Origin of the sequence: Rhizobium sp. NPDC090279, from assembly GCF_044769665.1 — a bacterium.
In the GTDB taxonomy this organism is placed as follows: Bacteria; Pseudomonadota; Alphaproteobacteria; order Rhizobiales; family Rhizobiaceae; genus Rhizobium.
In genome coordinates this window covers 177,974-198,600 of the sequence record NZ_JBIVYI010000011.1, presented here as the reverse complement: position 1 = coordinate 198,600, position 20,627 = coordinate 177,974, and the positions used below count along the sequence as shown (strand labels likewise).

Here is a 20,627-nt window from a genome sequence, read left to right as displayed (position 1 = left end):
GTTTCACTTCTGTCAATTTGGCAATAGTTCGAAAGATTTATGCCCTTGAAGAAATAATCAATCCGTGGCGATGCGGGGGCGGCCGCTGGCGGTCGCGATGAACCGCGCCTCGATCAGCTTGCGATTGCCCTCGACCTCGGGTGCGTCCACCTGCTCGTCCACCGCCACGACGAGATCGACCGCTCCATTCAACCTTGCCTGCGCCATGGCGGCTTCGACGGCCCGCGAGCGGGCGTCGGCAAAGCTCCTGACTTCATCGGTGAAGCGCAGGCTCTCGCCGGCTCCGTTCAGGATATAGATGCCATCCTCCGGCATGGTGACGAAGACGATGACACTGGCCCGCACCTGGCCGACCACCGCACCGACGGCATTGGCCACATCGGCATCGGCGGGAATGGCGCTCTCGGTCGCCAACATCTCCGCAATGGCGGGATAGTAGACGGGAGCGGAAGCGCCGAGCCCAACGAGGGGGCGATCGAGCGAGATGGCGAAACGGGCAATCCCCGGTGCGCGGCGAAGCGCACGATCGATAGAGATGGATTTGGCGGGATCGAGATCGGCCACGCCATCCTCGGCCAAGCAGGCGGCAAGGATGACATCGGCTGACTGGCGCGTGAGGCGATCGACGATCTTCTGCGAGAGTTCCTCGACGGATGCGGCAATGGCGCGACCGGAACCATCCTTCAGCCGCATCGCCAGCGCCAATCCTAAGCGGGCAGCTTCGGCATTCCACTGGCTCTGCCGGCCGAGCACATGCATGGCATCCGAGGGCGTCAGGCCACTCAGATGCACAAGGCCCCGCGCCACCAGGCGATCCAAAGTCGCTTTCTGCGACGTCATCGTCAGAAGCTTGTCGAGCGCTACGGGAACGGCGCCGATCCGGTCGAACAGTGCCTGCTCGGGTCCGGTGAGGCCACTTGCCAGATGATCCGGTACGCCGGTGCGCAACGCGAAGCGGCCGGCATTGCGGGCGAGATGCGACGCCCGCAGCTGCTGCTCCAACACGTCAAGCACGGCCTGCCCATGCGCATGAGCGGCAAGGCTCACCGGCAAAAGGCGGCGCGGTCCGAGCTCAAAACCGACGACGAGACCGCGATCGTTAATCTTCACTTCCGAATCGCCACCGAGACCATAGGTACGCATGGCGACGGCCTCGACCATGGTACGATAGCCGCCGACCACGGCGCCATCGGCGTCGAGCCGCGGCCGGCCATCCTCCATGACGGCGACGTCAGTGGTGGTGCCGCCGATATCGGAAACGACGGCATTGTCGAGGCCGGTAAGATAGCGCGCACCGACGAGACTTGCCGCGGGACCCGACAAAATCGTCTCGATCGGCCGGAGTTTTGCCTCGTCGGCCGAAATCAGGGCGCCGTCGCCGCGCACCACCATCATCGGCGCGGAGATGCCGCGCGTTACCAAAAATCCCTCGCAGGCGCCGACGAGGCGGTCGATCATCGATACGAGGCGGGCATTGAGCAGCGTCGTCAAGGCGCGACGCGGCCCACCCAGTTTGGAGGAGAGTTCATGGCTACAGGTGACGGGCAGATGCGAGAGCTCGCGGATACAGTCACGCACCCTGATTTCATGAGCCGGATTCCGCACGGCGAAATAGCCGGCGACGGCGAAGGAGGAGACCGACTTGGCCAGGTCCGGCAACGCTTCGCGCAGTGCCGTCAGATCGAGCGGATTCTCATTGCCATGAACATTGTGGCCGCCGGGCAGATAGAGCACGGGATCGGACCCCAGCGCTTCCGCCAGACCGTCACGCTTGAGATCATCGGGGCCGAAGCCAATCATGATGAGGCCGGCGCGGCCACCCTGCCCTTCGACAAGCGCGTTGGTGGCAAGCGTCGTCGACAGCGACACGAGGCCGATCGCCGAAACCGGGATATCAGCCTTGGCGATGACGGCATCGACGGCGCCGGCAATGCCGACCGCCAGATCATGCCGCGTTGTCAGCGACTTCGCCTTGGCGATTACGCCATCGGTTTCATGGAAGAGAACGGCATCGGTATAGGTTCCACCCGTATCGATGCCGAGCAGGAAATGAGACGTCACGAAAATATCCAGCTCTTGAACGGACTATCGTGCCGTTATTGCATCCTTCCACTCCGAACCGCTAGCTGGCAAGCGGCAAAAACAGCCCTATCGCCGCGTCACCCGCATCGGCAATCCGCCGCGCGGCTGGGTCGTCAGCTTTTGTACCGGCCAAGGATCGGTCTCTTCAGTCGCGTCGAAACGGAAGCTGCGCATCATCACAGCAAGGGCGATGACGGCCTCCTGCAACGCGAAGGTCGCGCCTATGCAGACGCGGGGACCGGCGCCGAAAGGCAGATACTGGAAGCGATTGATCTTGCCGCGGTTCTCCGGAAGAAACCGCTCCGGCATGAAGGCGCGCGGCTTTTCCCAGTAGAGTTCGTGACGATGCAGCGTCCAGGGCATGATCAGGACGGTGATCCCCTTTTCCATCGTCACGCGCTCGCCCTTGGCGCTTGTCCATTCGTCATCGGCGATCGCGGCGCGGTTGATCGACGGCGCCGGCGGATAGAGGCGCATCGCCTCTTCGAATGCGGCGCGGACATGCGGCATCAGATCGAGCCAGGCGACGGGCTCGGCATCGGTCGCCAGCACCCGGTCGATTTCCTCTTCCATGGCGTCGCGAATATGCGGGCTGTTGGCGACGCAATAGAGCGTCCAGGCCAATGCACGGGCCGTCGTCTCGTGGCCGGCGCCGATGAAGGTGAGGATATTGTCCTCGATTTCCTCCATGGTCAGCCCTTCGGGCGTGGCTTTTTCCAGAAGCAGCGTCAGGAAATCATCCGGCGCGCTCGCCCGATCCCTGCGCATCCTTTCCAGACGCTGATCCATGGTGTTGCGGACGATGCCGCGGAACTTGTCGAGCATGCGCTGGCCGCCGATGCGGGTGATGCGCGGCACCCAGGCTGGCGCGCGCAAGAGATCCATGGGATCGACCCGGCCCATGCGATGCAGCAGCTCGTTGACGTCGTCGGAAAAATGCGCGCTTTCGGTAACGATCTCGCCAGAGAACAGGGTCTCCGCCAGGATGACGAAGGTCAGCTCCGTCATGTCGGCAGCGATATCGAATACCGCGCCATCCTCACCGATTTCCTCGTATTTGTGCAGATATTCGAGGCTCTGGCTCAGCATCTGGCCGGCGAAACCCTGGGCATGGCGCGGTGTGAACACCGGCGCCACGGCCTTGCGCGAGCGCTTCCAGACCGGTCCTTCCGCCGTCAGCAGACCGTCACGCAGGATCGGTCGCAGCACGAGCTGGCGGATATCGGCCATGCGATAATTAGCGGCATTGTCGACCAGAACATGCTTGATCAGGCCGGGATCGTTGACGATCAGCGTCCGCTCGTTGAAGAACTTGGTCTTGATCCACGGCAGCGTGTAGGAAGGCTCGCCCCAGAGCTCGAGCGGATTGCGCAGGATGGTCTTGATGATCGTCCACCGCGACGGCGGGACGGTGCGCGGGATCGGCGCCGGCGGGGAGAAGGCTTCCGGAATCATGTCCATAGGATGCATTCTCCTCGAAACAGGGCGGCGTTTGATCTAACACAGCACGAGCGGCGCACCCATCCGATATGGTGAACGCCGCCCGCGAAATCCAGACGATAAAACGTCGCGCCGATGCTTAGAGAAGCGACCTCAGATCGCTCAGCTTATCGTTGATGAGCCAGCCATAGTAATTCTCCTCGGGCCAGACCGGCTGCGAGGAGCCACGGTTCCTGGCCGCAAGAGCGGCGGCGCGCTTGCGGGAGTTGCCGAGATTGTAGAGCGTGGCGGTAATGCCGGGATTGCCGGAAATATCCATGCCGGCGATCGAGCGATAATCATCGATCGATTTGCGGATCGAGGCTGCAACGAACGCCAACGACAGATCCGGGTCCATGATCGCCTTGTAGACGCCGCCCGCATCCTTCTCGTTGAGCTTCGGAATGCCCGAGGTGCGGCTGACGAGATCCGACAGTTCAAGCGCCGTCAGCGGATTGACCTGGCCGAGGCCAAAGGTCTGGCCGGCATAAAAGGGCTGGAAGAAAACCGCGCTGAAGCGATTGTCGGGATAGGATTTGCCGCCGACCGTCTTGCCGCGGAAATCGTCTTCCCAGACGTCCTCGCGGCAGGTCCAGAGGCTGTAGGAATCCTGTTTGCCCTTGCAGGCATCGAATTGCGGCCGGGCGACGAAATCATCGACGTTTTCGCCATTATAGGCGAAACGGAAGCTCTGGCCGGCATAAGAGGCTGCCTTGACGTAATAGGACTGCAGACCGTCATAGGCATCGACATTATAGGTGTGCTCGCCGACGAGCGCGCCGATGATGTGGATCGGCTCGATGCCGTAGGCCCGCGCCGTCGATTTGATCTTCGCCATCAGCTTCGTATCGGTCGCCAGCAGTTCGCGGACCTTCTGATACTTGCGGTCAAAGGTGGAATTGGTGCCGCGCGTGCGCCGGACCGAGGCGCCGGGAACCGGCGGCTGTTCGGCATTGCGGTTGCCCGGAGGCACCGCCGTCGCCGCGTCGGCATAGGCTGACATCCAGGATAAGCTGACAACCGCCAGAAGAAGTGTGATCAGTATACGTCGCAAGATGGCTGTCCTGTCGAAGTTTCCACCGATGTTTCCGTCGGGCTGCCTGACGGATAATCTTGGCCGAATAAAGCCGTCCGACACAAAGAAACGGGCCACTAGGGCGGATTCAGATTTTAGGTCTGTTCGACCTAAAATCTGAATCCGCCCTAGAATCAAAGAAGTAGAGCGTGATGTCGTCCGAAAACCGCCTACACTTTTCGGCATCACGCTCTAACTAAAAAGTTAACGGCCCGCTGTCGAGTGTTTACTGTTCCAAATCGCCTTAGACCGCCTGCTACAGAATGAAGCGGGACAGATCCGTGTTGCTGGCGAGATCGCCGACATGCTCGCGGACATAGGCGGCATCGATGGTCACCGATACGCCGGCGCGGTCGGAAGCGTTGTAGGAGATTTCATCGAGCACGCGCTCCATGACGGTCTGCAGGCGGCGTGCGCCGATATTCTCCACGGTGGAGTTCAGATGCACGGCGACATCGGCGAGAGCATCGATCGCGTCGTCGGTGAAATCGAGCTTCAGGTCTTCCGTTTCCATCAGAGCCTTGTACTGGCGGATGAGGCTGGCTTCCGGCTCGGTCAAAATGCGGCGGAAGTCCTCCTTGGTCAGCGGCCGGAGCTCGACGCGGATCGGCAGGCGGCCCTGCAATTCCGGCAGAAGATCCGAAGGCTTCGACACGTGGAAGGCGCCCGAGGCGATGAAGAGGATGTGGTCTGTCTTGACCGGACCATACTTGGTCGAAACCGTCGTGCCTTCGACCAGCGGCAGCAGGTCGCGCTGCACGCCTTCGCGCGACACGCCGGCGCCCATGCCGCCGTCACGGGCCGCGATCTTGTCGATCTCGTCAAGGAAGACGATGCCGTCATTCTCGGCCGACTGCACGGCTTCGCGCTGGATCGCCTCGTTGTCGATCAGCTTGTCGGATTCGTCGCGAACCAGTTCCTTGTAGGAATCCTTGACGGTGGTGCGAACCTTCTTGGTGCGGCCGCCCATGGCCTTGCCGAACATTTCGGAGAGGTTCAGCACGCCGATATTGGCGCCGGGCATGCCGGGGATCTCGAAACCGCCGGGCATGCCGGAGCCGGTGTCGGCAACTTCGATATCGATTTCCTTGTCGTCGAGCTGGCCATCACGCAGCTTCTTGCGGAAGCTGTCGCGCGTCGCCGGCGATGCTGTCGCGCCAACAAGCGCATCGAGCACCCGCTCTTCGGCGCTCATATGCGCCTTGGCCTGCACCTCGGCGCGCTTCTTTTCGCGTACCAGGCCGATGCCGACTTCGACGAGGTCGCGGACGATCTGTTCGACGTCACGGCCGACATAGCCGACTTCGGTGAACTTGGTGGCTTCGACCTTGATGAAAGGCGCGCCGGCAAGCTTGGCGAGACGACGGGAGATTTCCGTCTTGCCGACGCCGGTCGGGCCTATCATCAGGATGTTCTTGGGCATGACTTCGTCGCGCAGATCGGGTTCGAGCTGCTGGCGGCGCCAGCGGTTGCGCAGGGCAATCGCCACGGCGCGCTTGGCCTCATGCTGGCCGACAATATAGCGGTCGAGTTCGGAAACGATCTCGCGGGGGGAAAAAGTGGTCATTTCGCATATTCCCTATCAGGGCTAGAAACAATCAAGAGAGGAAATTAGGCTTCGGCATCGAGCGTTTCCACGACCACATTGTGGTTGGTGTAGACGCAGATGTCGGCGGCGATATCGAGGGCGCGGCGGGCGACGTCCTCAGCGGATTTGTCGCTATCCATCAACGCCAGAGCGGCGGCGAGGGCAAAATTGCCGCCCGAGCCGATCGCGAGAGCGCCATGTTCCGGCTCGAGCACATCGCCGTTGCCGGTGATGGCGAGCGTCACTTGCTTATCGGCAACCAGCATCATCGCTTCGAGGTTGCGCAGATACTTGTCGGTGCGCCAGTCCTTGGCGAGCTCGACGGCGGCGCGCATCAACTGGCCGGGATATTGTTCGAGCTTCTTTTCAAGGCGCTCAAGTAGCGTGAAGGCATCGGCGGTCGCGCCGGCGAAACCGGCGATGACATCGCCCTTGCCGATGCGGCGAACCTTGCGGGCATTGCCCTTCATGACAGTCTGGCCAAGGCTCACCTGGCCATCACCAGCCATCACGACCTTGCCGTTCTTGCGAATAGTCACGATTGTCGTCATTTAACACCTGTTTGCCCCCGTTCCGGCGGGCTTTCTGCCGGGCCGCGTTTCGGCCCCGTCAGACCCTATGTAAGAGGGCTTTTGGCGATTGCAAATGGCAGCCAGACCGGATCGATGCGGACGAGCCGGCTAAAGATGCAAGCGCGCGCGTAACTTCTGGATATTTCTCCATGCGCCTGATATGGAACGGCCGTATTCCGATGGAGCAGCCCATGGCAGAGACCGCAGCGAGCCGCACGGCAAGCGTTTCCCGCAAGACCAACGAGACTTCCGTCTCCGTGTCCGTCAACATCGACGGCAGCGGCAAGTCGACGATTTCGACTGGAGTCGGCTTCTTCGACCATATGCTGGAACAGCTTTCGCGACATTCGCTGATCGACATGGAGATCGACACCAAGGGCGACCTGCATGTCGACGATCATCATGCCGTCGAGGATACCGGCATCGCAATCGGCCAGGCGATCGCCAAGGCGCTCGGCGACCGCCGCGGCATCACGCGCTATGCCTCGATCGACCTTGCCATGGACGAGACGATGACCAAGGCGGCCGTCGATCTTTCCGGGCGTCCCTTCCTCGTCTGGAACGTTTCCTTCAGCGCGCCGAAGATCGGCACCTTCGATACCGAATTGGTGCGCGAATTCTTCCAGGCCTTAGCGCAGAACGCCGGCATCACGCTGCATATCCTCAACCATTATGGCGCCAACAATCACCATATAGCCGAGACATGCTTCAAGGCCGTTGCGCGCGCATTACGCACCGCAACCGAGATCGATCCGCGGCAGGCAGGCCGGGTGCCCTCGACGAAAGGCACGCTCGCCTGAGCCCCAACCTGGGGAAGTGAAGAATGGCAAGCTATCTGATTTTGACTCCACCGGGAGCCACGGACCGATCCGAGGTATCGGATCGATATCGGGACGGTACGCGATTCATTCGCGACGGCTTTTCCTGGAAGGCATTCGTGTTTCCGGCGCTGTGGATGCTTTATCACCGCCTCTGGCTCCACGCTGTGGCAGCCATCCTGTTGCAGGGCTTGGCTCTGGAACTGATGCGGCAACCGGGCTTTTTCGCGGCTGGAGTGGCGATCCTGCTCGGCGTCCATGTTCTCGCAGCGCTTGAGGGACGGCATGCGCTCAGCCAACGGCTGATCGACCGTGGCTGGAAAATGGAAAATCTCGTCTCGACGCATGATCTGGCGACGGCGGAGGAAATCCACTTTTCCGAGATCGAGCAGGAGCCACGGCAGGATATCCATTCGAAAAATTGGGATATCTCGCCGAACAATAGCAATACCAGCCACCCGGGCCCGCATTTCGGCCTTCTCGGCTACGACGGAGGACGCTGACCATGCGCGTCGCGATTATCGACTATGGTTCCGGCAATCTGCGCTCGGCCACCAAGGCTTTCGAGCGCGCTGCCCGCGAAGCCGGCATCGATGCTGATATCGACCTCACCGATGACGCCGAGCGCGTCGCCACAGCAGACCGCATCGTGCTTCCCGGCGTCGGTGCCTATGCCGATTGCCGTCGGGGCCTCGATGCCGTGCCCGGCATGGCAGAAGCCGTCATCGACGTCGTGGAACACAAGGCCCGCCCCTTCCTCGGCATCTGCGTCGGCATGCAGCTGATGTCGTCGCGCGGGCTGGAAAAGACGATCACGAAAGGCTTCGGCTGGATCAAGGGCGACGTCAAGGAAATGACGCCGGACGACCCCAGCCTGAAGATCCCGCAGATCGGCTGGAACACGCTGGAGCTGCGCCATCCACATGCGCTGTTTGACGGAATCGAAACTGGGCCGGACGGCCTCCATGCCTATTTCGTCCATTCCTACCATCTGGCCGCCGACCACAGCGACGATGTGATCGCGACGACGAGCTATGGCGGGCCGATGACCGCCTTCGTCGGCCGCGACAACATCGCTGGCGCGCAGTTCCATCCGGAAAAGAGCCAGAAGCTCGGCCTCGCCCTGATTGCCAATTTCCTGCGCTGGAAGCCGTAACGCCCAGCGCTTTAAGGACCAAGACATGATTCTCTTCCCCGCAATCGACCTCAAGGACGGCCAATGCGTGCGCCTCAAGCTCGGCGACATGGAGCAGGCGACCGTCTACAATCCTGATCCCGCCGCCCAGGCGAAAGCTTTTGAAGATCAGGGCTTTGAATGGCTGCATGTGGTCGATCTTAACGGCGCTTTCGCCGGCGAGACCGTCAATGGCGCCGCCGTCGATGCCATCCTCAAGGCAACGAAGAACCCGGTGCAGCTCGGCGGCGGCATCCGCACGCTCGAGCATATGGAAAGCTGGCTGTCGCGCGGCCTTGCCCGCGTCATTCTCGGCACGGTCGCCGTGCGCGATCCGGCGCTCGTCGTCGAAGCCTGCAGACGATATCCGGGCCATATCGCCGTCGGCATCGACGCCAAGGGCGGCAAGGTGGCGGTCGAGGGCTGGGCCGAGGCATCCGAACTCGGCATCATCGAACTCGCCAAGAAATTCGAAGGCGTCGGCGTTGCCGCGATCATCTATACCGATATCGATCGTGACGGCATTCTCACTGGAATCAACTGGAATTCGACGCTGGAATTGGCCGATGCCGTTTCCATCCCGGTCATCGCCTCGGGCGGGCTCGCCTCGCTTGACGATATCAAGCGTATGATCGAGCCGGATGCCCGCAGACTGGAAGGTGCGATTTCCGGCCGCGCGCTCTATGATGGCCGCATCGATCCGAAGGAAGCACTGGCGCTGATCAAACAGGCCAGGGAGGCAGCGCAATGACCCTGAAAGCCCGCGTCATCCCCTGCCTCGACGTCAAGGACGGCCGCGTCGTCAAGGGCGTCAACTTCCTCAACCTCGTCGATGCCGGCGATCCGGTCGAGGCGGCCAAGGCCTATGACGCTGCCGGTGCCGACGAGCTCTGCTTCCTCGACATCACCGCCTCTTCCGACAATCGCGACACGATCTTCGACGTGGTGGCGCGCACGGCCGAACAATGCTTCATGCCCGTCACGGTCGGCGGCGGCGTGCGCGCTATCGCCGACATTCGCAAGCTGCTGCTCTGCGGCGCCGACAAGGTTTCGATCAATTCGGCGGCGGTCAATAATCCGGATTTCGTAGCCGAAGCCGCCGACAAGTTCGGCAACCAGTGCATCGTCGTCTCGATCGACGCCAAGCGGCGGCGCACCGAGGCGCTTGGCGGCGACAATATGAGCGCCTGGGAAATCTACACCCATGGCGGCCGTAACGCGACCGGCATCGACGCCGTCGATTTCGCCCGCAGGATGGTCGAGCGCGGCGCCGGCGAGCTGCTCGTCACCTCCATGGACCGCGACGGCACCAAGGTCGGCTACGATCTGGAGCTGACGCGGGCAATCGCCGATGCGGTGCGCGTTCCCGTCATCGCGTCCGGCGGCGTCGGCGATCTCGACGATCTCGTCGCCGGCGTCAAGGAAGGCCATGCGACGGCGGTGCTTGCGGCCTCGATCTTCCACTTCGGCACCTATTCGGTGGGCGAGGCGAAGCGCTACATGGCCGAGCGCGGCATTCCCATGCGGCTGGATTAGGAGACAGCGTAGCGATGAGCGGATTTACCCTTTCCGACCTCGAAAAAATCGTCGAGGAGCGCTCCAAGGCTTCGCCCGACGAATCCTGGACAGCAAAACTTTTTGCCGCCGGACAGCCGAAAGCGGCCAAGAAACTGGGCGAAGAGGCGATCGAAGCCGTCATGGCCGCGGTCACCAACGATCGTGACAACCTCACCTACGAGGCTGCCGATTTGCTTTATCACCTTATGGTCGTATTGAAGATTGCGGGCATTCCGTTAGAGAATGTCATGGGTGAGCTGGAAAGGCGCACCGCACAATCCGGCCTTCAAGAAAAGGCCAGCCGGTAAGAACGCGATGACGATAGCGACCAAGAGCGAGCCAGCGCCCGAAACACTCGATATTTTCGAGGCGAAGGCCTATTCGCCCTACTATTTCTTCTCTTCGGAAGAATGGGCGAAATTCCGTGCAGATACCCCGCTGACGCTGACATCAGACGAAGTGAAACGGCTGCGCTCGATGGGCGACCCGATCGACCTCGACGAAGTCAGGCGCATCTATCTGTCGCTGTCGCGGCTTCTGTCCTCGCATGTGGAATCCTCGCAAATCCTGTTCGAGCAGCGCAATCGCTTCCTCAGCCTCTCCGATGTTGCCAAGACGCCGTTCGTCATTGGCATTGCCGGCTCGGTTGCCGTCGGCAAATCCACCACAGCCCGTATCCTCAAGGAACTGCTGCGCCGCTGGCCGTCGAGCCCGAAGGTCGACCTCATCACCACGGACGGTTTTCTCTATCCGAACGCCGAGCTGCAGCGCCGCAACCTGATGCAGCGCAAGGGCTTTCCGGAAAGCTACGATACCGCAGCGCTCCTGCGGTTCCTCTCGGCGATCAAGGCCGGCCAGCCGGATGTGCAGGCGCCCTCCTATTCGCATCTCGTCTACGACGTGCTGCCCAACGAATTCAAGACGGTCGACCGCCCGGATATCCTGATCTTCGAGGGCATTAACGTGCTGCAATCGCGGCACCTGCCGGCTGATGGCAAGATCGTGCCGATGGTCTCGGATTTCTTCGACTTCTCGATCTATATCGATGCCGACGAGCCGCTGATCCACAATTGGTATGTCGCCCGCTTCATGCGGCTTCGCGAGACCGCTTTCCGCGATCCCAACTCCTTCTTTCACCGCTATGCCTCAATCAGCGAGGATGAGGCTTTGGCCATCGCCGAGGGGCTCTGGAAGAACATCAACCTGAAGAACCTGCGCCATAACATCCTGCCGACGCGCCCGCGCGCCGACCTCATTCTTCAGAAGGGCAAGAACCACCTGATCGAGCAGGTGGCGCTCAGGAAGCTCTGATAATCAGGGCTGAACGCGCCTGAGCGTCAAATTGATCCGTCCGCCATTCTTCAACAATGTCGACGTTGTCGGATAGATGCGGTCGACGCCGTGAAAGCACAGCCTCCCCTCGCCGCCGAGAACGACGATATCGCCGCTCGCAAGCTTGAAAGACAGCGTGCGATCATTGCGATTGAGGCCACCGACGCGAAACAGGCAGGTGTTTCCGAGCGAGACCGAAAGCACGGGTGCCTTGAAATCCTGTTCGTCGCGATCCTGGTGCAAGCCCATGCGCGCATCGTCGCTGTAGAAATTGACGAGGCAAGCTTCCGGCGGCTTTTCATAGCCTGCTATATCGCGCCAGACATCGAGCAGTTGCGGCGGTATGGCCGGCCAAGGACAGCCGGTCACCGGATGCGTCGGCTGGTAGCGATAGCCGCGCTGCTTGTCCGTGACCCAGCCGAGCGAACCGCAATTGGTCATGCGCACGGACATTTCCTTGCCGGTGCCGGGCATGACCGGCGTGAACAGCGGCGCTTCTGTCACGACAGCACGGATTGCCTCGACCAGGACTTCCTGCATGGAGCGGTCGAGATAGCCAGGGAGATGGCGAATTCCGTTGGGGAGGAGCATGACGGCCTTCCGAAAATTCAATCCGCGCAAGATAGCGCGGCAGGCGATTCGGAGCAGCCCGAAAACCAAGCCTAGTCGCCGCCGACCTTGCCGCGCATCTTCTTGACTTCGGAGCGCCCCGACTTTTCCTTCAGCCGGCGCTCGATGGAGCCCTTGGTCGGCTTGGTCTTCCTGCGTGGCGGCGGCGGCGGAGCGGCGGCTTCGAGGATCAGTTCCTTGAGCCGCTCGCGCGCATCCTCGCGGTTACGATCCTGGCTGCGGAAACGGCTGGCCTCGATCATCAGCACGCCATCCTTGGAAACGCGCCTCCCGGCAAGCCTCACGGCATTCGCCTTGACGCGATCGCTAAGCGAGGGCGAATTCTGGACACCGAAGAAAAGCTGGACAGCGGTTGCGACCTTGTTGACGTTCTGGCCGCCAGGACCGCCCGCCAGAACGAACTGTTCCGTCAGCTCCCAGCCGGCAATCGTAATCCGGTCGTTGATGTAAAGCGCGTCGCTGGCCATGGTTTTCTCCGCGCCTGTCTATCCCACATCGGAGCGCGATTGAAAACATGGTTGTAGCCAGTTTGGGGCCACCTCGTCCTTCGAGGCATTTCCGCGCGAGGCGCCGAAATCCGCCTCAGGATGAGGGCGGAGTGATTTACCGCATCGGCAGAAAAGACCCGCCCTCATGGTGAGGAGGCCCGAAGGGCCGTCTCGAACCACGAGGGCGAGTGAGTTTCACGTGAGTCAAGGCTCGCGTCGGGCTACTTACTCTGCCGCGACACGAATGCCCGGGGCCGCATCGCGGACGTTGCCGTCCACATGGTCCTCGAACTTGGCGAAGTTGGTGACGAACATCTGCACCAGCTTCTTGGCCTGGGCGTCATAGGCTTCGCCATCGGCCCAGGTGGAGCGAGGGTCGAGGATGGCTGTGTCGACGCCTTCGACCGCAACCGGTACCGCAAAGCCGAAATTCGCGTCGGTGCGGAACTCGACATTGTCGAGATCGCCCTTGAGCGCAGCCGCGAGCAGCGCCCGCGTCGCCTTGATCGGCATACGGCTTCCCTTGCCATAGGCGCCGCCGGTCCAGCCGGTGTTGACCAGCCAGCAACGGGCGCCGTGACGAGCGATCAACTCCTTCAGCAAGTTACCGTATTCGGCCGGGTGGCGTGGCATGAACGGAGCGCCGAAGCAGGTCGAGAAGGTGGCTTCCGGCTCCACGACGCCCTTTTCCGTGCCGGCGACCTTGGCGGTGTAGCCGGACAGGAAGTGGTACATCGCCTGATCCGGCGTCAGCCTGGCAATCGGCGGCATGACGCCGAAGGCATCGGCCGTCAGCATGATGATCGTCTCGGGATGGCCTGTCATGCCTGATGCCGAGGCGTTCGGGATGAAATGCAGCGGATAGGCGCTGCGGGTATTTTCCGTCAGCGAACCGTCGTCGAGATCCGGCACGCCATGCTCGTCGAGCACGACATTTTCCAGCACGGTGCCGAAACGGCGCGTCGTTTCATAGATTTCCGGCTCGGCTTCGGCCGAAAGACGGATGGTTTTTGCGTAACAGCCGCCTTCGAAGTTGAAGATGCCGTTTTCACCCCAGCCATGCTCATCGTCGCCGATGAGCGTGCGGGTGGGATCAGCCGAAAGCGTCGTCTTGCCCGTGCCGGACAGGCCGAAGAAGATCGCGGCATCGCCTTCGGGGCCGACATTGGCCGAGCAGTGCATCGGCATGACGCCGCGCTCCGGCAGCATGTAGTTCAGCGCCGTGAAGACCGATTTCTTCATCTCGCCGGCATAGGAGGTGCCGCCGATCAGGATGATGCCGTTGACGAAATCGCAAGCGATCACCGTCTCGGTGCGGCAGCCGTAACGCTCCGGATCGGCGCGGAAGCTCGGCAGATCGATGATCGTCAGCTTCGGCACAAAGCTTTCCAGAGCCGAGCGCTCGGGGCGGATCAGCAGATTGCGGATGAACAGCGAGTGCCAGGCGAATTCGGTGACGACGCGCGTCGGCAAAGCGTATTCGACATCGGCGCCGCCGATCAGATCCTGCACGAACAGGTCCCTGCCGCGGGCATGCGCCAGCATGTCCTCGTGCAGCAGCGCGAAATGCTCAGGCGACATCGGCTTGTTGTTGTCCCACCAGATCTGGTCTTCGGTGGTGGCGTTGCGCACCACGAACTTGTCCTTCGGGGAACGGCCGGTGTGCTGTCCGGTGATCGCTCTCAGCGCGCCATCGGCGGTCAGATCGGCCTCACGACGGCGAATCGCTTCCTCGTAAAGATGGGCTGCCATCAGGTTATAACGCACACTGGCGGCGGCTCCCAAGCCGATCGATCCCAGTTCAGTTGCGGGATTGCGAACGCCGAATTGCTCCATCACATTTTCCTCTACAAAGGGGCTTGGCCGTTAGAATTGTCTAAAGCGTAGAGGGCTCTTTTTAAAAGCACAAGAGCAGGAAGCAAAAAATCGTTAATGATATCAGGTATTTAATCGATTTAAATAAATCTCGATAATTTTAAATCGTTTGAATGCGGGATGGCGAGACGTTTCGTCGCACAACCATTGCGCAAGGGTTTTGTGTCGCGACAATCCTCCCCTTTATCTTTGCCACAATTTGTTCCACCTTTATCCCCATAAGCGCGCCAGGTTACCGCCGACCGAGCTGGCAGACCGCCTGGGCTGGATTCCAAATCCGGGAGACGCGCACTGATGACGGAGACGAATACCATGTTGACAATCGCGCTCGTTGACGACGACCGCAATATCCTGACTTCCGTATCGATTGCCTTGGAAGCAGAGGGATATAAGGTAGAGACCTATACGGACGGGGCTTCGGCGCTCGACGGCCTGCTGGCCCGGCCGCCGCAACTGGCGATCTTCGATATCAAGATGCCGCGCATGGACGGCATGGAGCTGCTGCGCCGCCTGCGCCAGAAATCCGATATTCCCGTGATCTTCCTGACCTCGAAGGATGAGGAGATTGACGAGCTCTTCGGCCTGAAGATGGGCGCCGACGACTTTATCACCAAGCCGTTCTCCCAGCGCCTGCTCGTCGAGCGCGTCAAGGCCGTGCTCCGCCGCGCCTCGGCCCGTGAAGCCGCAAACGCTGCCGGCGGCACCGCAGCAGCCAAGCCGGGCGCAACACAGCAGGCCCGCTCGCTGGAGCGCGGCCAGCTCGTCATGGACCAGGAACGGCATACCTGCACCTGGAAGGGCGAACCCGTAACGCTGACCGTCACCGAATTCCTCATCCTGCATTCGCTCGCCCAGCGCCCCGGCGTGGTCAAGAGCCGCGATGCCCTGATGGACGCGGCTTACGACGAGCAGGTCTATGTCGACGACCGCACGATCGACAGCCACATCAAGCGGTTGCGCAAGAAATTCAAGATGGTCGACCTCGATTTTGATATGATCGAGACGCTGTATGGCGTCGGCTATCGTTTCCGCGAAGCTGCCTAGAGCCGGATGATTTTAGGTCTGAGCGACCTGAAATCTGAATCCGCTCTGGAAAAGACAGAGCATGATGTCGTCCGAAAACCGCTCACACTTTTCGGCATCATGCTCGGATAGTTAACTGGACCATACGGCCGGGAATGGAATAAGAGCATGCGGACGGGGTCGACGACCCCGTTCTTCGAAAGGGCCGTTGGCTTGGCACAGCTCGTGCAGGACAGAGATATAGACGACTCGGAAAGCCCGAGCGGCGCTCGACCCGCGCGCCGGCGCTGGACTCATCCCTTCGTGCTGATCCGCCGCATCTTCGGCAATGCCGTCTTTTCGAGCCTGACGCGCCGTATCCTGTTCTTCAATCTGGCCGCCCTCGTCGTCCTTGTCGGCGGCATTCTCTATCTCAACCAGTTCCGCGAGGGGCTGATCGACGCCCGCGTCGAAAGCCTGCTGACGCAGGGCGAGATCATCGCCGGCGCCGTCTCCGCTTCGGCATCGGTCGACACGAACTCCATCACCATCGATCCGCAGAAGCTCCTGGAGCTGCAGGCCGGCCAGAGCATCACGCCGGTTCCGAACGACGAGGATCTGGAGTTCCCGATCGATCCGGAAAAGGTGGCGCCGGTGCTGACCCGGCTGATTTCGCCGACGCGCACCCGCGCCCGCATCTTCGACGCCGATGCCAATCTGCTGCTCGACAGCCGCCATCTCTATTCGCGCGGCCAGGTGCTGCGCTACGATCTGCCGCCGGTCGACGACGAGAAGCAGAGCTGGTCCGACTGGTTCAGCGGCTTGCTCAACAAGATGCTGCAGCCGGGCAACCTGCCCGTTTATAAAGAAGCGCCCGGCGGCGACGGCTCCATCTATCCGGAAGTCATGAATGCGCTGACGGGTGTGCGTGGCGCTGTCGTCCGCACCACGGAAAAAGGCGAGCTGATCGTCTCGGTCGCCGTACCGATCCAGCGTTTCCGCGCCGTGCTCGGCGTGTTGCTGCTATCGACCCAGGCCGGCGACATCGACAAGATCGTCCATGCCGAGCGTCTGGCGATCATGCGCGTTTTCGGTGTCGCGACGCTGGTCAACGTCGTGTTGTCGCTGCTTTTATCCTCCACCATCGCCAATCCGCTGCGCCGGCTTTCGGCCGCGGCCATCCGCGTGCGGCGCGGCGGCGCGAAGGAGCGCGAGGAAATCCCGGACTTTTCCGCTCGTCAGGACGAAATCGGCAATCTGTCGATCGCGCTGCGCGATATGACGTCGGCGCTCTACGACCGCATCGACGCGATCGAGAGTTTCGCGGCCGACGTCAGCCATGAGCTGAAGAACCCGCTGACCTCATTGCGCAGCGCTGTCGAGACGCTGCCGCTTGCCAAGAGCGACGATTCCAAGAAGCGGTTGATGGACGTGATCCAGCATGACGTGCGCCGCCTCGACCGCCTGATCAGCGATATCTCCGACGCATCACGGCTCGATGCCGAGCTCGCCCGCTCGGATGAAAAATCGCTCGACCTGGAAGTGCTGCTGCGCGACATGATCGACATTTCCCGCCAGGTCGGACACAGCAAGCGGGCGGTCGAGCTCGAATATGTGGTCGACCGCAAGCCGGCCAACAAGGCGAAGTTCACCGTCGTCGGTCACGACCTGCGCATCGGCCAGATCATCACCAACCTCATTGAAAATGCCCGGTCCTTCGTTCCGAACGAGACCGGAAAGATCACCGTGCGGCTGACGCGGACGCGGACGCGCTGCGTCGTCTACATCGAGGACAACGGTCCCGGCATCCAGGCCGAGAACATCGACCGCATCTTCGAGCGCTTCTATACCGACCGGCCTGAATCGGAAGGCTTCGGGCAGAATTCCGGCCTTGGCCTTTCCATCAGCCGGCAGATTGCCGAAGCGCATGGCGGCTCGCTTCGCGCCGAAAATATCGTCGACAGCGATGGCGCGGCGCTGCTCGGAGCCCGCTTCATTCTGTCTCTGCCGGCCCAGACGCCGGCGTGATGAGGGCCGCATGACCGGCGAAACGACCAATATCCATGCAACGGCGATCGTCATCGGCAAGACCGGCCTGCTGTTTGTTGGCCCTTCGGGCAGCGGCAAATCCGCCCTCGCCTTCTCCTGCCTTGCGGCTGCCAGACCGCTCGGACTTGCCGGACATCTGGTCGCCGACGACCGCGTGCTGATTGCCGAGCAAAACGGCTCCGTCATCGCAAAATGCCCACCCTCGATCGCCGGGCTCATGGAAATCCGCTACACGGGTATCGTTCGGCTGCCTTATGTTTCGGAGGGCGAAATGCACTTCGCCATCCGCCCGGTCGACCCGGCAACGGCGGAAAGGATGCCACCCGAAGACGAGCAAATCGATATTACCGCATCCGCCCGGTTGCTCTTGATCCGCTTGGCCGCAACCTCCGCGAATCCGCTCGCCGTAATAATGGCGAAAATCGGCGCGAGTTTCGGTGAATCGGCCATTTAGGCCCGAACAGGCGCGCAAATCCTATATTTTAAGCTTGCACTTCGTCTTTTCATCGCCAAGATGTCCCCCCACTGGTGGACGACATTGCTGCATTGCGATATGGGCCACCTGTTTGCAGATGCGATGGGAGCAGTAATATCATGATTGGACTTGTGCTTGTCACTCATGGCAAGCTGGCTGAAGAGTTTCGGCATGCCGTCGAGCATGTCGTTGGTCCGCAGAAGTTCATAGAAACGGTATGCATTGGTCCCGAAGACGACATGGACAAGCGCCGGCAGGACATCCTGCAGGCCGTCGCCGGGGCCGATGACGGCCACGGCGTCATTATCCTCACCGATATGTTCGGCGGTACTCCTTCCAACCTTGCCATATCCGTCATGAATAGTGGTCACACCGAGGTCATCGCCGGCGTCAACCTGCCGATGCTCATCAAGCTTGCCGGCGTACGCGGCGACAACAATATGGAAAGGGCCCTGGTGGAAGCATCAGAGGCCGGGCGCAAATATATCAACGTGGCCAGCCGCGTGCTCAGCGGCAAATGATGAGGCAAGCACCGCCCCCCATGACTGAGCTTTCCCGGGAACTCCTGATTATCAACAAGCGGGGCCTGCATGCCCGTGCTTCGGCCAAATTCGTGCAGACCGTCGAAGCCTACGACGCCGCAATCACCGTTTCGAAGGACGGCACGACGGTCGGCGGCACTTCGATCATGGGCCTGATGATGCTGGCCGCCAGCCCCGGCTGCAGCGTGCTGGTGACGGCGAGCGGCAATCAGGCCGTCGAAGCGCTCGAGGCACTGGACCAGCTGGTGGCCAACAAGTTCGGCGAGGAAATTTAGGCATTTGCCTCTGGTTGCCAGCTGGATATAAAGACATAAAGACTTCTTTATATCATTATTGATTTCCACCCTGAAGCCTGCTACACGGCATCATCCACACGCTGTCAGCGTGCAATTCTTGTTGCATTCGGCCGAGGCGTCTGCCCGCGGCGCGATTGCATCGTTCAGGCTGGAGACCTTCATGAGCACTGAAAAGGACTACATCGTCGCGGATATCGGCCTTGCCGACTTCGGACGCAAGGAAATCACGATTGCCGAAACCGAGATGCCGGGCCTGATGGCCTGCCGCGCCGAATTCGGCGAAGCAAAGCCGCTGAAGGGCGCGCGCATCACCGGCTCGCTGCACATGACGATCCAGACCGCCGTTCTCATCGAGACGCTGGTGGCGCTCGGCGCCGAAGTCCGTTGGGCATCGTGCAACATCTTCTCGACCCAGGATCACGCTGCGGCCGCAATCGCCGCCTCCGGCGTTCCGGTCTTCGCCATCAAGGGCGAGAGCCTCGAAGACTACTGGATCTACACCGACAAGATCTTCCAGTGGACCGATGGTGGTCTGTCCAACATGATCCTTGACGATGGCGGCGACGCCACGATGTACATCCTGCTCGGCGCCCGTGCCGAAGCCGGCGAGGACGTGCTCTCCAATCCGCATTCGGAAGAAGAGGAAATCCTCTTCGCGCAGATCCAGAAGCGCCTCAAAGCTTCGCCGGGCTGGTTCACCAAGCAGCGCGACGCCATCAAGGGCGTGACCGAAGAAACCACCACGGGCGTCAACCGCCTCTACCAGCTCAGCCAGAAGGGTCTGCTGCCCTTCCCGGCCATCAACGTCAACGACAGCGTCACCAAGTCGAAGTTCGACAACAAGTACGGCTGCAAGGAATCGCTGGTTGACGGCATCCGCCGCGCCACCGACGTCATGATGGCCGGCAAGGTTGCAGTCGTCTGCGGCTATGGCGACGTCGGCAAGGGTTCCGCCGCTTCGCTCTCCGGCGCCGGCGCCCGCGTCAAGGTCACCGAAGTCGACCCGATCTGCGCGCTGCAGGCCGCCATGGACGGCTACGAAGTCGTTCAGCTCGAGGACGTCATTTCCTCGGCCGACATCTTCATCACCACGACCGGCAACAAGGACGTCATCCGCATCGACCACATGCGCGCGATGAAGGACATGGCGATCGTCGGCAACATCGGTCACTTCGACAACGAAATCCAGGTCGCCGCGCTGCGGAACCAGAAGTGGACGAACATCAAGCCACAGGTCGACATGGTCGAGTTCTCCAAGGGCAACCGCATCATCCTGCTGTCGGAAGGCCGCCTCTTGAACCTCGGCAACGCCACCGGCCACCCCTCCTTCGTGATGTCGGCCTCCTTCACCAACCAGACGCTGGCCCAGATCGAGCTTTTCACCAAGCCCGGCCACTACAAGAACGAAGTCTACGTTCTGCCGAAACATCTCGACGAGAAGGTCGCGCGCCTGCATCTTGCCAAGCTCGGCGTGAAGCTGACGGAGCTTTCCGGCGAACAGGCTGCGTATATCGGCGTCACGCCGCAGGGTCCGTTCAAGTCCGACCACTACAGATACTAATTATCGAAACAGTATCCACAACATCTTGTGGC

At 61.3% G+C, this 20,627-nt stretch carries 21 protein-coding genes; 13 read left to right on the top strand and 8 right to left on the bottom strand.

Going from position 1 to position 20,627, the window contains the following annotated elements:
• Positions 1-57 precede the first annotated feature (57 nt).
• From ACIQWP_RS26170 to hslV, 5 genes are all read right to left on the bottom strand, one after another.
• Complete coding sequence (locus tag ACIQWP_RS26170; protein WP_402793794.1) at positions 58-2,061, bottom strand: hydantoinase/oxoprolinase N-terminal domain-containing protein; 2,004 nt, start codon at positions 2,059-2,061, stop codon at positions 58-60.
• A gap of 87 nt (positions 2,062-2,148) precedes the next feature.
• The gene (locus ACIQWP_RS26165) at positions 2,149-3,543 is read right to left on the bottom strand and encodes a cytochrome P450 (protein WP_402793792.1); all 1,395 of its coding nucleotides are present in this window, start codon (positions 3,541-3,543) and stop codon (positions 2,149-2,151) included.
• Positions 3,544-3,661: 118 nt separating this feature from the next.
• Positions 3,662-4,615 carry a DUF1402 family protein gene (locus ACIQWP_RS26160; protein ID WP_402793790.1) on the bottom strand — a complete coding sequence of 318 codons (954 nt, stop codon included), beginning with the start codon at positions 4,613-4,615 and terminating at the stop codon, positions 3,662-3,664.
• Positions 4,616-4,892: 277 nt separating this feature from the next.
• On the bottom strand, positions 4,893-6,203 hold the full coding sequence (gene hslU, locus ACIQWP_RS26155) for an ATP-dependent protease ATPase subunit HslU (RefSeq protein ID WP_402793788.1): 1,311 nt from the start codon (positions 6,201-6,203) through the stop codon (positions 4,893-4,895).
• Between the two features lie 44 nt (positions 6,204-6,247).
• A complete protein-coding gene (gene hslV / locus ACIQWP_RS26150) occupies positions 6,248-6,775 on the bottom strand; it encodes an ATP-dependent protease subunit HslV (protein ID WP_402793786.1) in 528 nt (175 codons plus the stop codon).
• A gap of 212 nt (positions 6,776-6,987) precedes the next feature.
• Here hslV and hisB point away from each other — a divergent pair, with 212 nt between their 5' ends.
• Genes hisB through coaA form a run of 7 tightly spaced genes read left to right on the top strand, consistent with a single transcriptional unit; the run spans position 6,988 to position 11,656 of the window.
• Positions 6,988-7,596: an imidazoleglycerol-phosphate dehydratase HisB gene (gene hisB, locus ACIQWP_RS26145; RefSeq protein WP_015338215.1), complete on the top strand. Its 609-nt coding sequence runs from the start codon at positions 6,988-6,990 to the stop codon at positions 7,594-7,596.
• 23 nt (positions 7,597-7,619) lie between these two features.
• Positions 7,620-8,117, top strand: a complete 498-nt coding sequence (locus tag ACIQWP_RS26140) for a DUF2628 domain-containing protein (protein ID WP_402793784.1) — start codon at positions 7,620-7,622, stop codon at positions 8,115-8,117.
• A gap of 2 nt (positions 8,118-8,119) precedes the next feature.
• Positions 8,120-8,770, top strand: a complete 651-nt coding sequence (gene hisH / locus ACIQWP_RS26135) for an imidazole glycerol phosphate synthase subunit HisH (RefSeq protein ID WP_402793783.1) — start codon at positions 8,120-8,122, stop codon at positions 8,768-8,770.
• A 25-nt stretch (positions 8,771-8,795) separates the two neighbouring features.
• A complete protein-coding gene (gene hisA, locus ACIQWP_RS26130) occupies positions 8,796-9,539 on the top strand; it encodes a 1-(5-phosphoribosyl)-5-[(5-phosphoribosylamino)methylideneamino]imidazole-4-carboxamide isomerase (protein ID WP_402793781.1) in 744 nt (247 codons plus the stop codon).
• Positions 9,536-10,324 carry an imidazole glycerol phosphate synthase subunit HisF gene (hisF, locus tag ACIQWP_RS26125; protein ID WP_402793779.1) on the top strand — a complete coding sequence of 263 codons (789 nt, stop codon included), beginning with the start codon at positions 9,536-9,538 and terminating at the stop codon, positions 10,322-10,324. Before hisA ends, hisF begins: the two co-directional genes overlap by 4 nt.
• A gap of 14 nt (positions 10,325-10,338) precedes the next feature.
• Positions 10,339-10,653, top strand: a complete 315-nt coding sequence (locus ACIQWP_RS26120; RefSeq protein ID WP_402793778.1) for a phosphoribosyl-ATP diphosphatase — start codon at positions 10,339-10,341, stop codon at positions 10,651-10,653.
• Between the two features lie 7 nt (positions 10,654-10,660).
• Positions 10,661-11,656, top strand: a complete 996-nt coding sequence (coaA, locus tag ACIQWP_RS26115; RefSeq protein WP_402793776.1) for a type I pantothenate kinase — start codon at positions 10,661-10,663, stop codon at positions 11,654-11,656.
• Positions 11,657-11,659: 3 nt separating this feature from the next.
• Here the strand turns inward: coaA and ACIQWP_RS26110 are convergent, their stop codons facing one another.
• The 3 genes from ACIQWP_RS26110 to ACIQWP_RS26100 form a co-directional block, all read right to left on the bottom strand.
• Positions 11,660-12,268 carry an alpha-ketoglutarate-dependent dioxygenase AlkB family protein gene (locus ACIQWP_RS26110; RefSeq protein WP_402793775.1) on the bottom strand — a complete coding sequence of 203 codons (609 nt, stop codon included), beginning with the start codon at positions 12,266-12,268 and terminating at the stop codon, positions 11,660-11,662.
• Between the two features lie 71 nt (positions 12,269-12,339).
• Entirely contained in the window at positions 12,340-12,774 is a 435-nt protein-coding gene (arfB, locus tag ACIQWP_RS26105; protein WP_402793773.1) for an alternative ribosome rescue aminoacyl-tRNA hydrolase ArfB, read from the bottom strand.
• Between the two features lie 246 nt (positions 12,775-13,020).
• A complete protein-coding gene (locus ACIQWP_RS26100) occupies positions 13,021-14,631 on the bottom strand; it encodes a phosphoenolpyruvate carboxykinase (RefSeq protein WP_402793771.1) in 1,611 nt (536 codons plus the stop codon).
• A 351-nt stretch (positions 14,632-14,982) separates the two neighbouring features.
• Here ACIQWP_RS26100 and ACIQWP_RS26095 point away from each other — a divergent pair, with 351 nt between their 5' ends.
• The 6 genes from ACIQWP_RS26095 (at position 14,983) to ahcY (ending at position 20,595) form a co-directional block, all read left to right on the top strand.
• Entirely contained in the window at positions 14,983-15,714 is a 732-nt protein-coding gene (locus ACIQWP_RS26095; protein ID WP_402793818.1) for a response regulator transcription factor, read from the top strand.
• Between the two features lie 192 nt (positions 15,715-15,906).
• The gene (locus ACIQWP_RS26090; RefSeq protein WP_402793816.1) at positions 15,907-17,700 is read left to right on the top strand and encodes a stimulus-sensing domain-containing protein; all 1,794 of its coding nucleotides are present in this window, start codon (positions 15,907-15,909) and stop codon (positions 17,698-17,700) included.
• A gap of 10 nt (positions 17,701-17,710) precedes the next feature.
• Positions 17,711-18,175, top strand: a complete 465-nt coding sequence (locus tag ACIQWP_RS26085; protein WP_402793769.1) for an HPr kinase/phosphorylase — start codon at positions 17,711-17,713, stop codon at positions 18,173-18,175.
• Between the two features lie 140 nt (positions 18,176-18,315).
• Positions 18,316-18,717 (top strand): PTS sugar transporter subunit IIA, encoded by a 402-nt coding sequence (locus tag ACIQWP_RS26080; RefSeq protein ID WP_015338202.1) that lies wholly within the window; start codon positions 18,316-18,318, stop codon positions 18,715-18,717.
• A gap of 20 nt (positions 18,718-18,737) precedes the next feature.
• Positions 18,738-19,013, top strand: a complete 276-nt coding sequence (locus ACIQWP_RS26075; RefSeq protein ID WP_034481373.1) for an HPr family phosphocarrier protein — start codon at positions 18,738-18,740, stop codon at positions 19,011-19,013.
• 181 nt (positions 19,014-19,194) lie between these two features.
• Positions 19,195-20,595, top strand: a complete 1,401-nt coding sequence (ahcY, locus tag ACIQWP_RS26070; protein ID WP_402793764.1) for an adenosylhomocysteinase — start codon at positions 19,195-19,197, stop codon at positions 20,593-20,595.
• Positions 20,596-20,627 lie beyond the last annotated feature (32 nt).

Bases quoted from the DNA above. Each gene is read 5' to 3' on its own strand.
- ACIQWP_RS26100 (WP_402793771.1), bottom strand. From the start codon at position 14,631: ATGGAGCAATTCGGCGTTCGCAATCCCGCAACTGAACTGGGATCGATC.
- ACIQWP_RS26140 (WP_402793784.1), top strand. From the start codon at position 7,620: ATGGCAAGCTATCTGATTTTGACTCCACCGGGAGCCACGGACCGATCC.
- hisF (WP_402793779.1), top strand. From the start codon at position 9,536: ATGACCCTGAAAGCCCGCGTCATCCCCTGCCTCGACGTCAAGGACGGC.
- hslV (WP_402793786.1), bottom strand. From the start codon at position 6,775: ATGACGACAATCGTGACTATTCGCAAGAACGGCAAGGTCGTGATGGCT.
- ACIQWP_RS26085 (WP_402793769.1), top strand. From the start codon at position 17,711: ATGACCGGCGAAACGACCAATATCCATGCAACGGCGATCGTCATCGGC.
- coaA (WP_402793776.1), top strand. From the start codon at position 10,661: ATGACGATAGCGACCAAGAGCGAGCCAGCGCCCGAAACACTCGATATT.
- ACIQWP_RS26110 (WP_402793775.1), bottom strand. From the start codon at position 12,268: ATGCTCCTCCCCAACGGAATTCGCCATCTCCCTGGCTATCTCGACCGC.
- ACIQWP_RS26120 (WP_402793778.1), top strand. From the start codon at position 10,339: ATGAGCGGATTTACCCTTTCCGACCTCGAAAAAATCGTCGAGGAGCGC.
- arfB (WP_402793773.1), bottom strand. From the start codon at position 12,774: ATGGCCAGCGACGCGCTTTACATCAACGACCGGATTACGATTGCCGGC.
- hslU (WP_402793788.1), bottom strand. From the start codon at position 6,203: ATGACCACTTTTTCCCCCCGCGAGATCGTTTCCGAACTCGACCGCTAT.
- ACIQWP_RS26075 (WP_034481373.1), top strand. From the start codon at position 18,738: ATGACTGAGCTTTCCCGGGAACTCCTGATTATCAACAAGCGGGGCCTG.
- ACIQWP_RS26165 (WP_402793792.1), bottom strand. From the start codon at position 3,543: ATGGACATGATTCCGGAAGCCTTCTCCCCGCCGGCGCCGATCCCGCGC.
- ahcY (WP_402793764.1), top strand. From the start codon at position 19,195: ATGAGCACTGAAAAGGACTACATCGTCGCGGATATCGGCCTTGCCGAC.
- hisA (WP_402793781.1), top strand. From the start codon at position 8,796: ATGATTCTCTTCCCCGCAATCGACCTCAAGGACGGCCAATGCGTGCGC.
- hisB (WP_015338215.1), top strand. From the start codon at position 6,988: ATGGCAGAGACCGCAGCGAGCCGCACGGCAAGCGTTTCCCGCAAGACC.
- ACIQWP_RS26095 (WP_402793818.1), top strand. From the start codon at position 14,983: ATGTTGACAATCGCGCTCGTTGACGACGACCGCAATATCCTGACTTCC.
- hisH (WP_402793783.1), top strand. From the start codon at position 8,120: ATGCGCGTCGCGATTATCGACTATGGTTCCGGCAATCTGCGCTCGGCC.
- ACIQWP_RS26080 (WP_015338202.1), top strand. From the start codon at position 18,316: ATGATTGGACTTGTGCTTGTCACTCATGGCAAGCTGGCTGAAGAGTTT.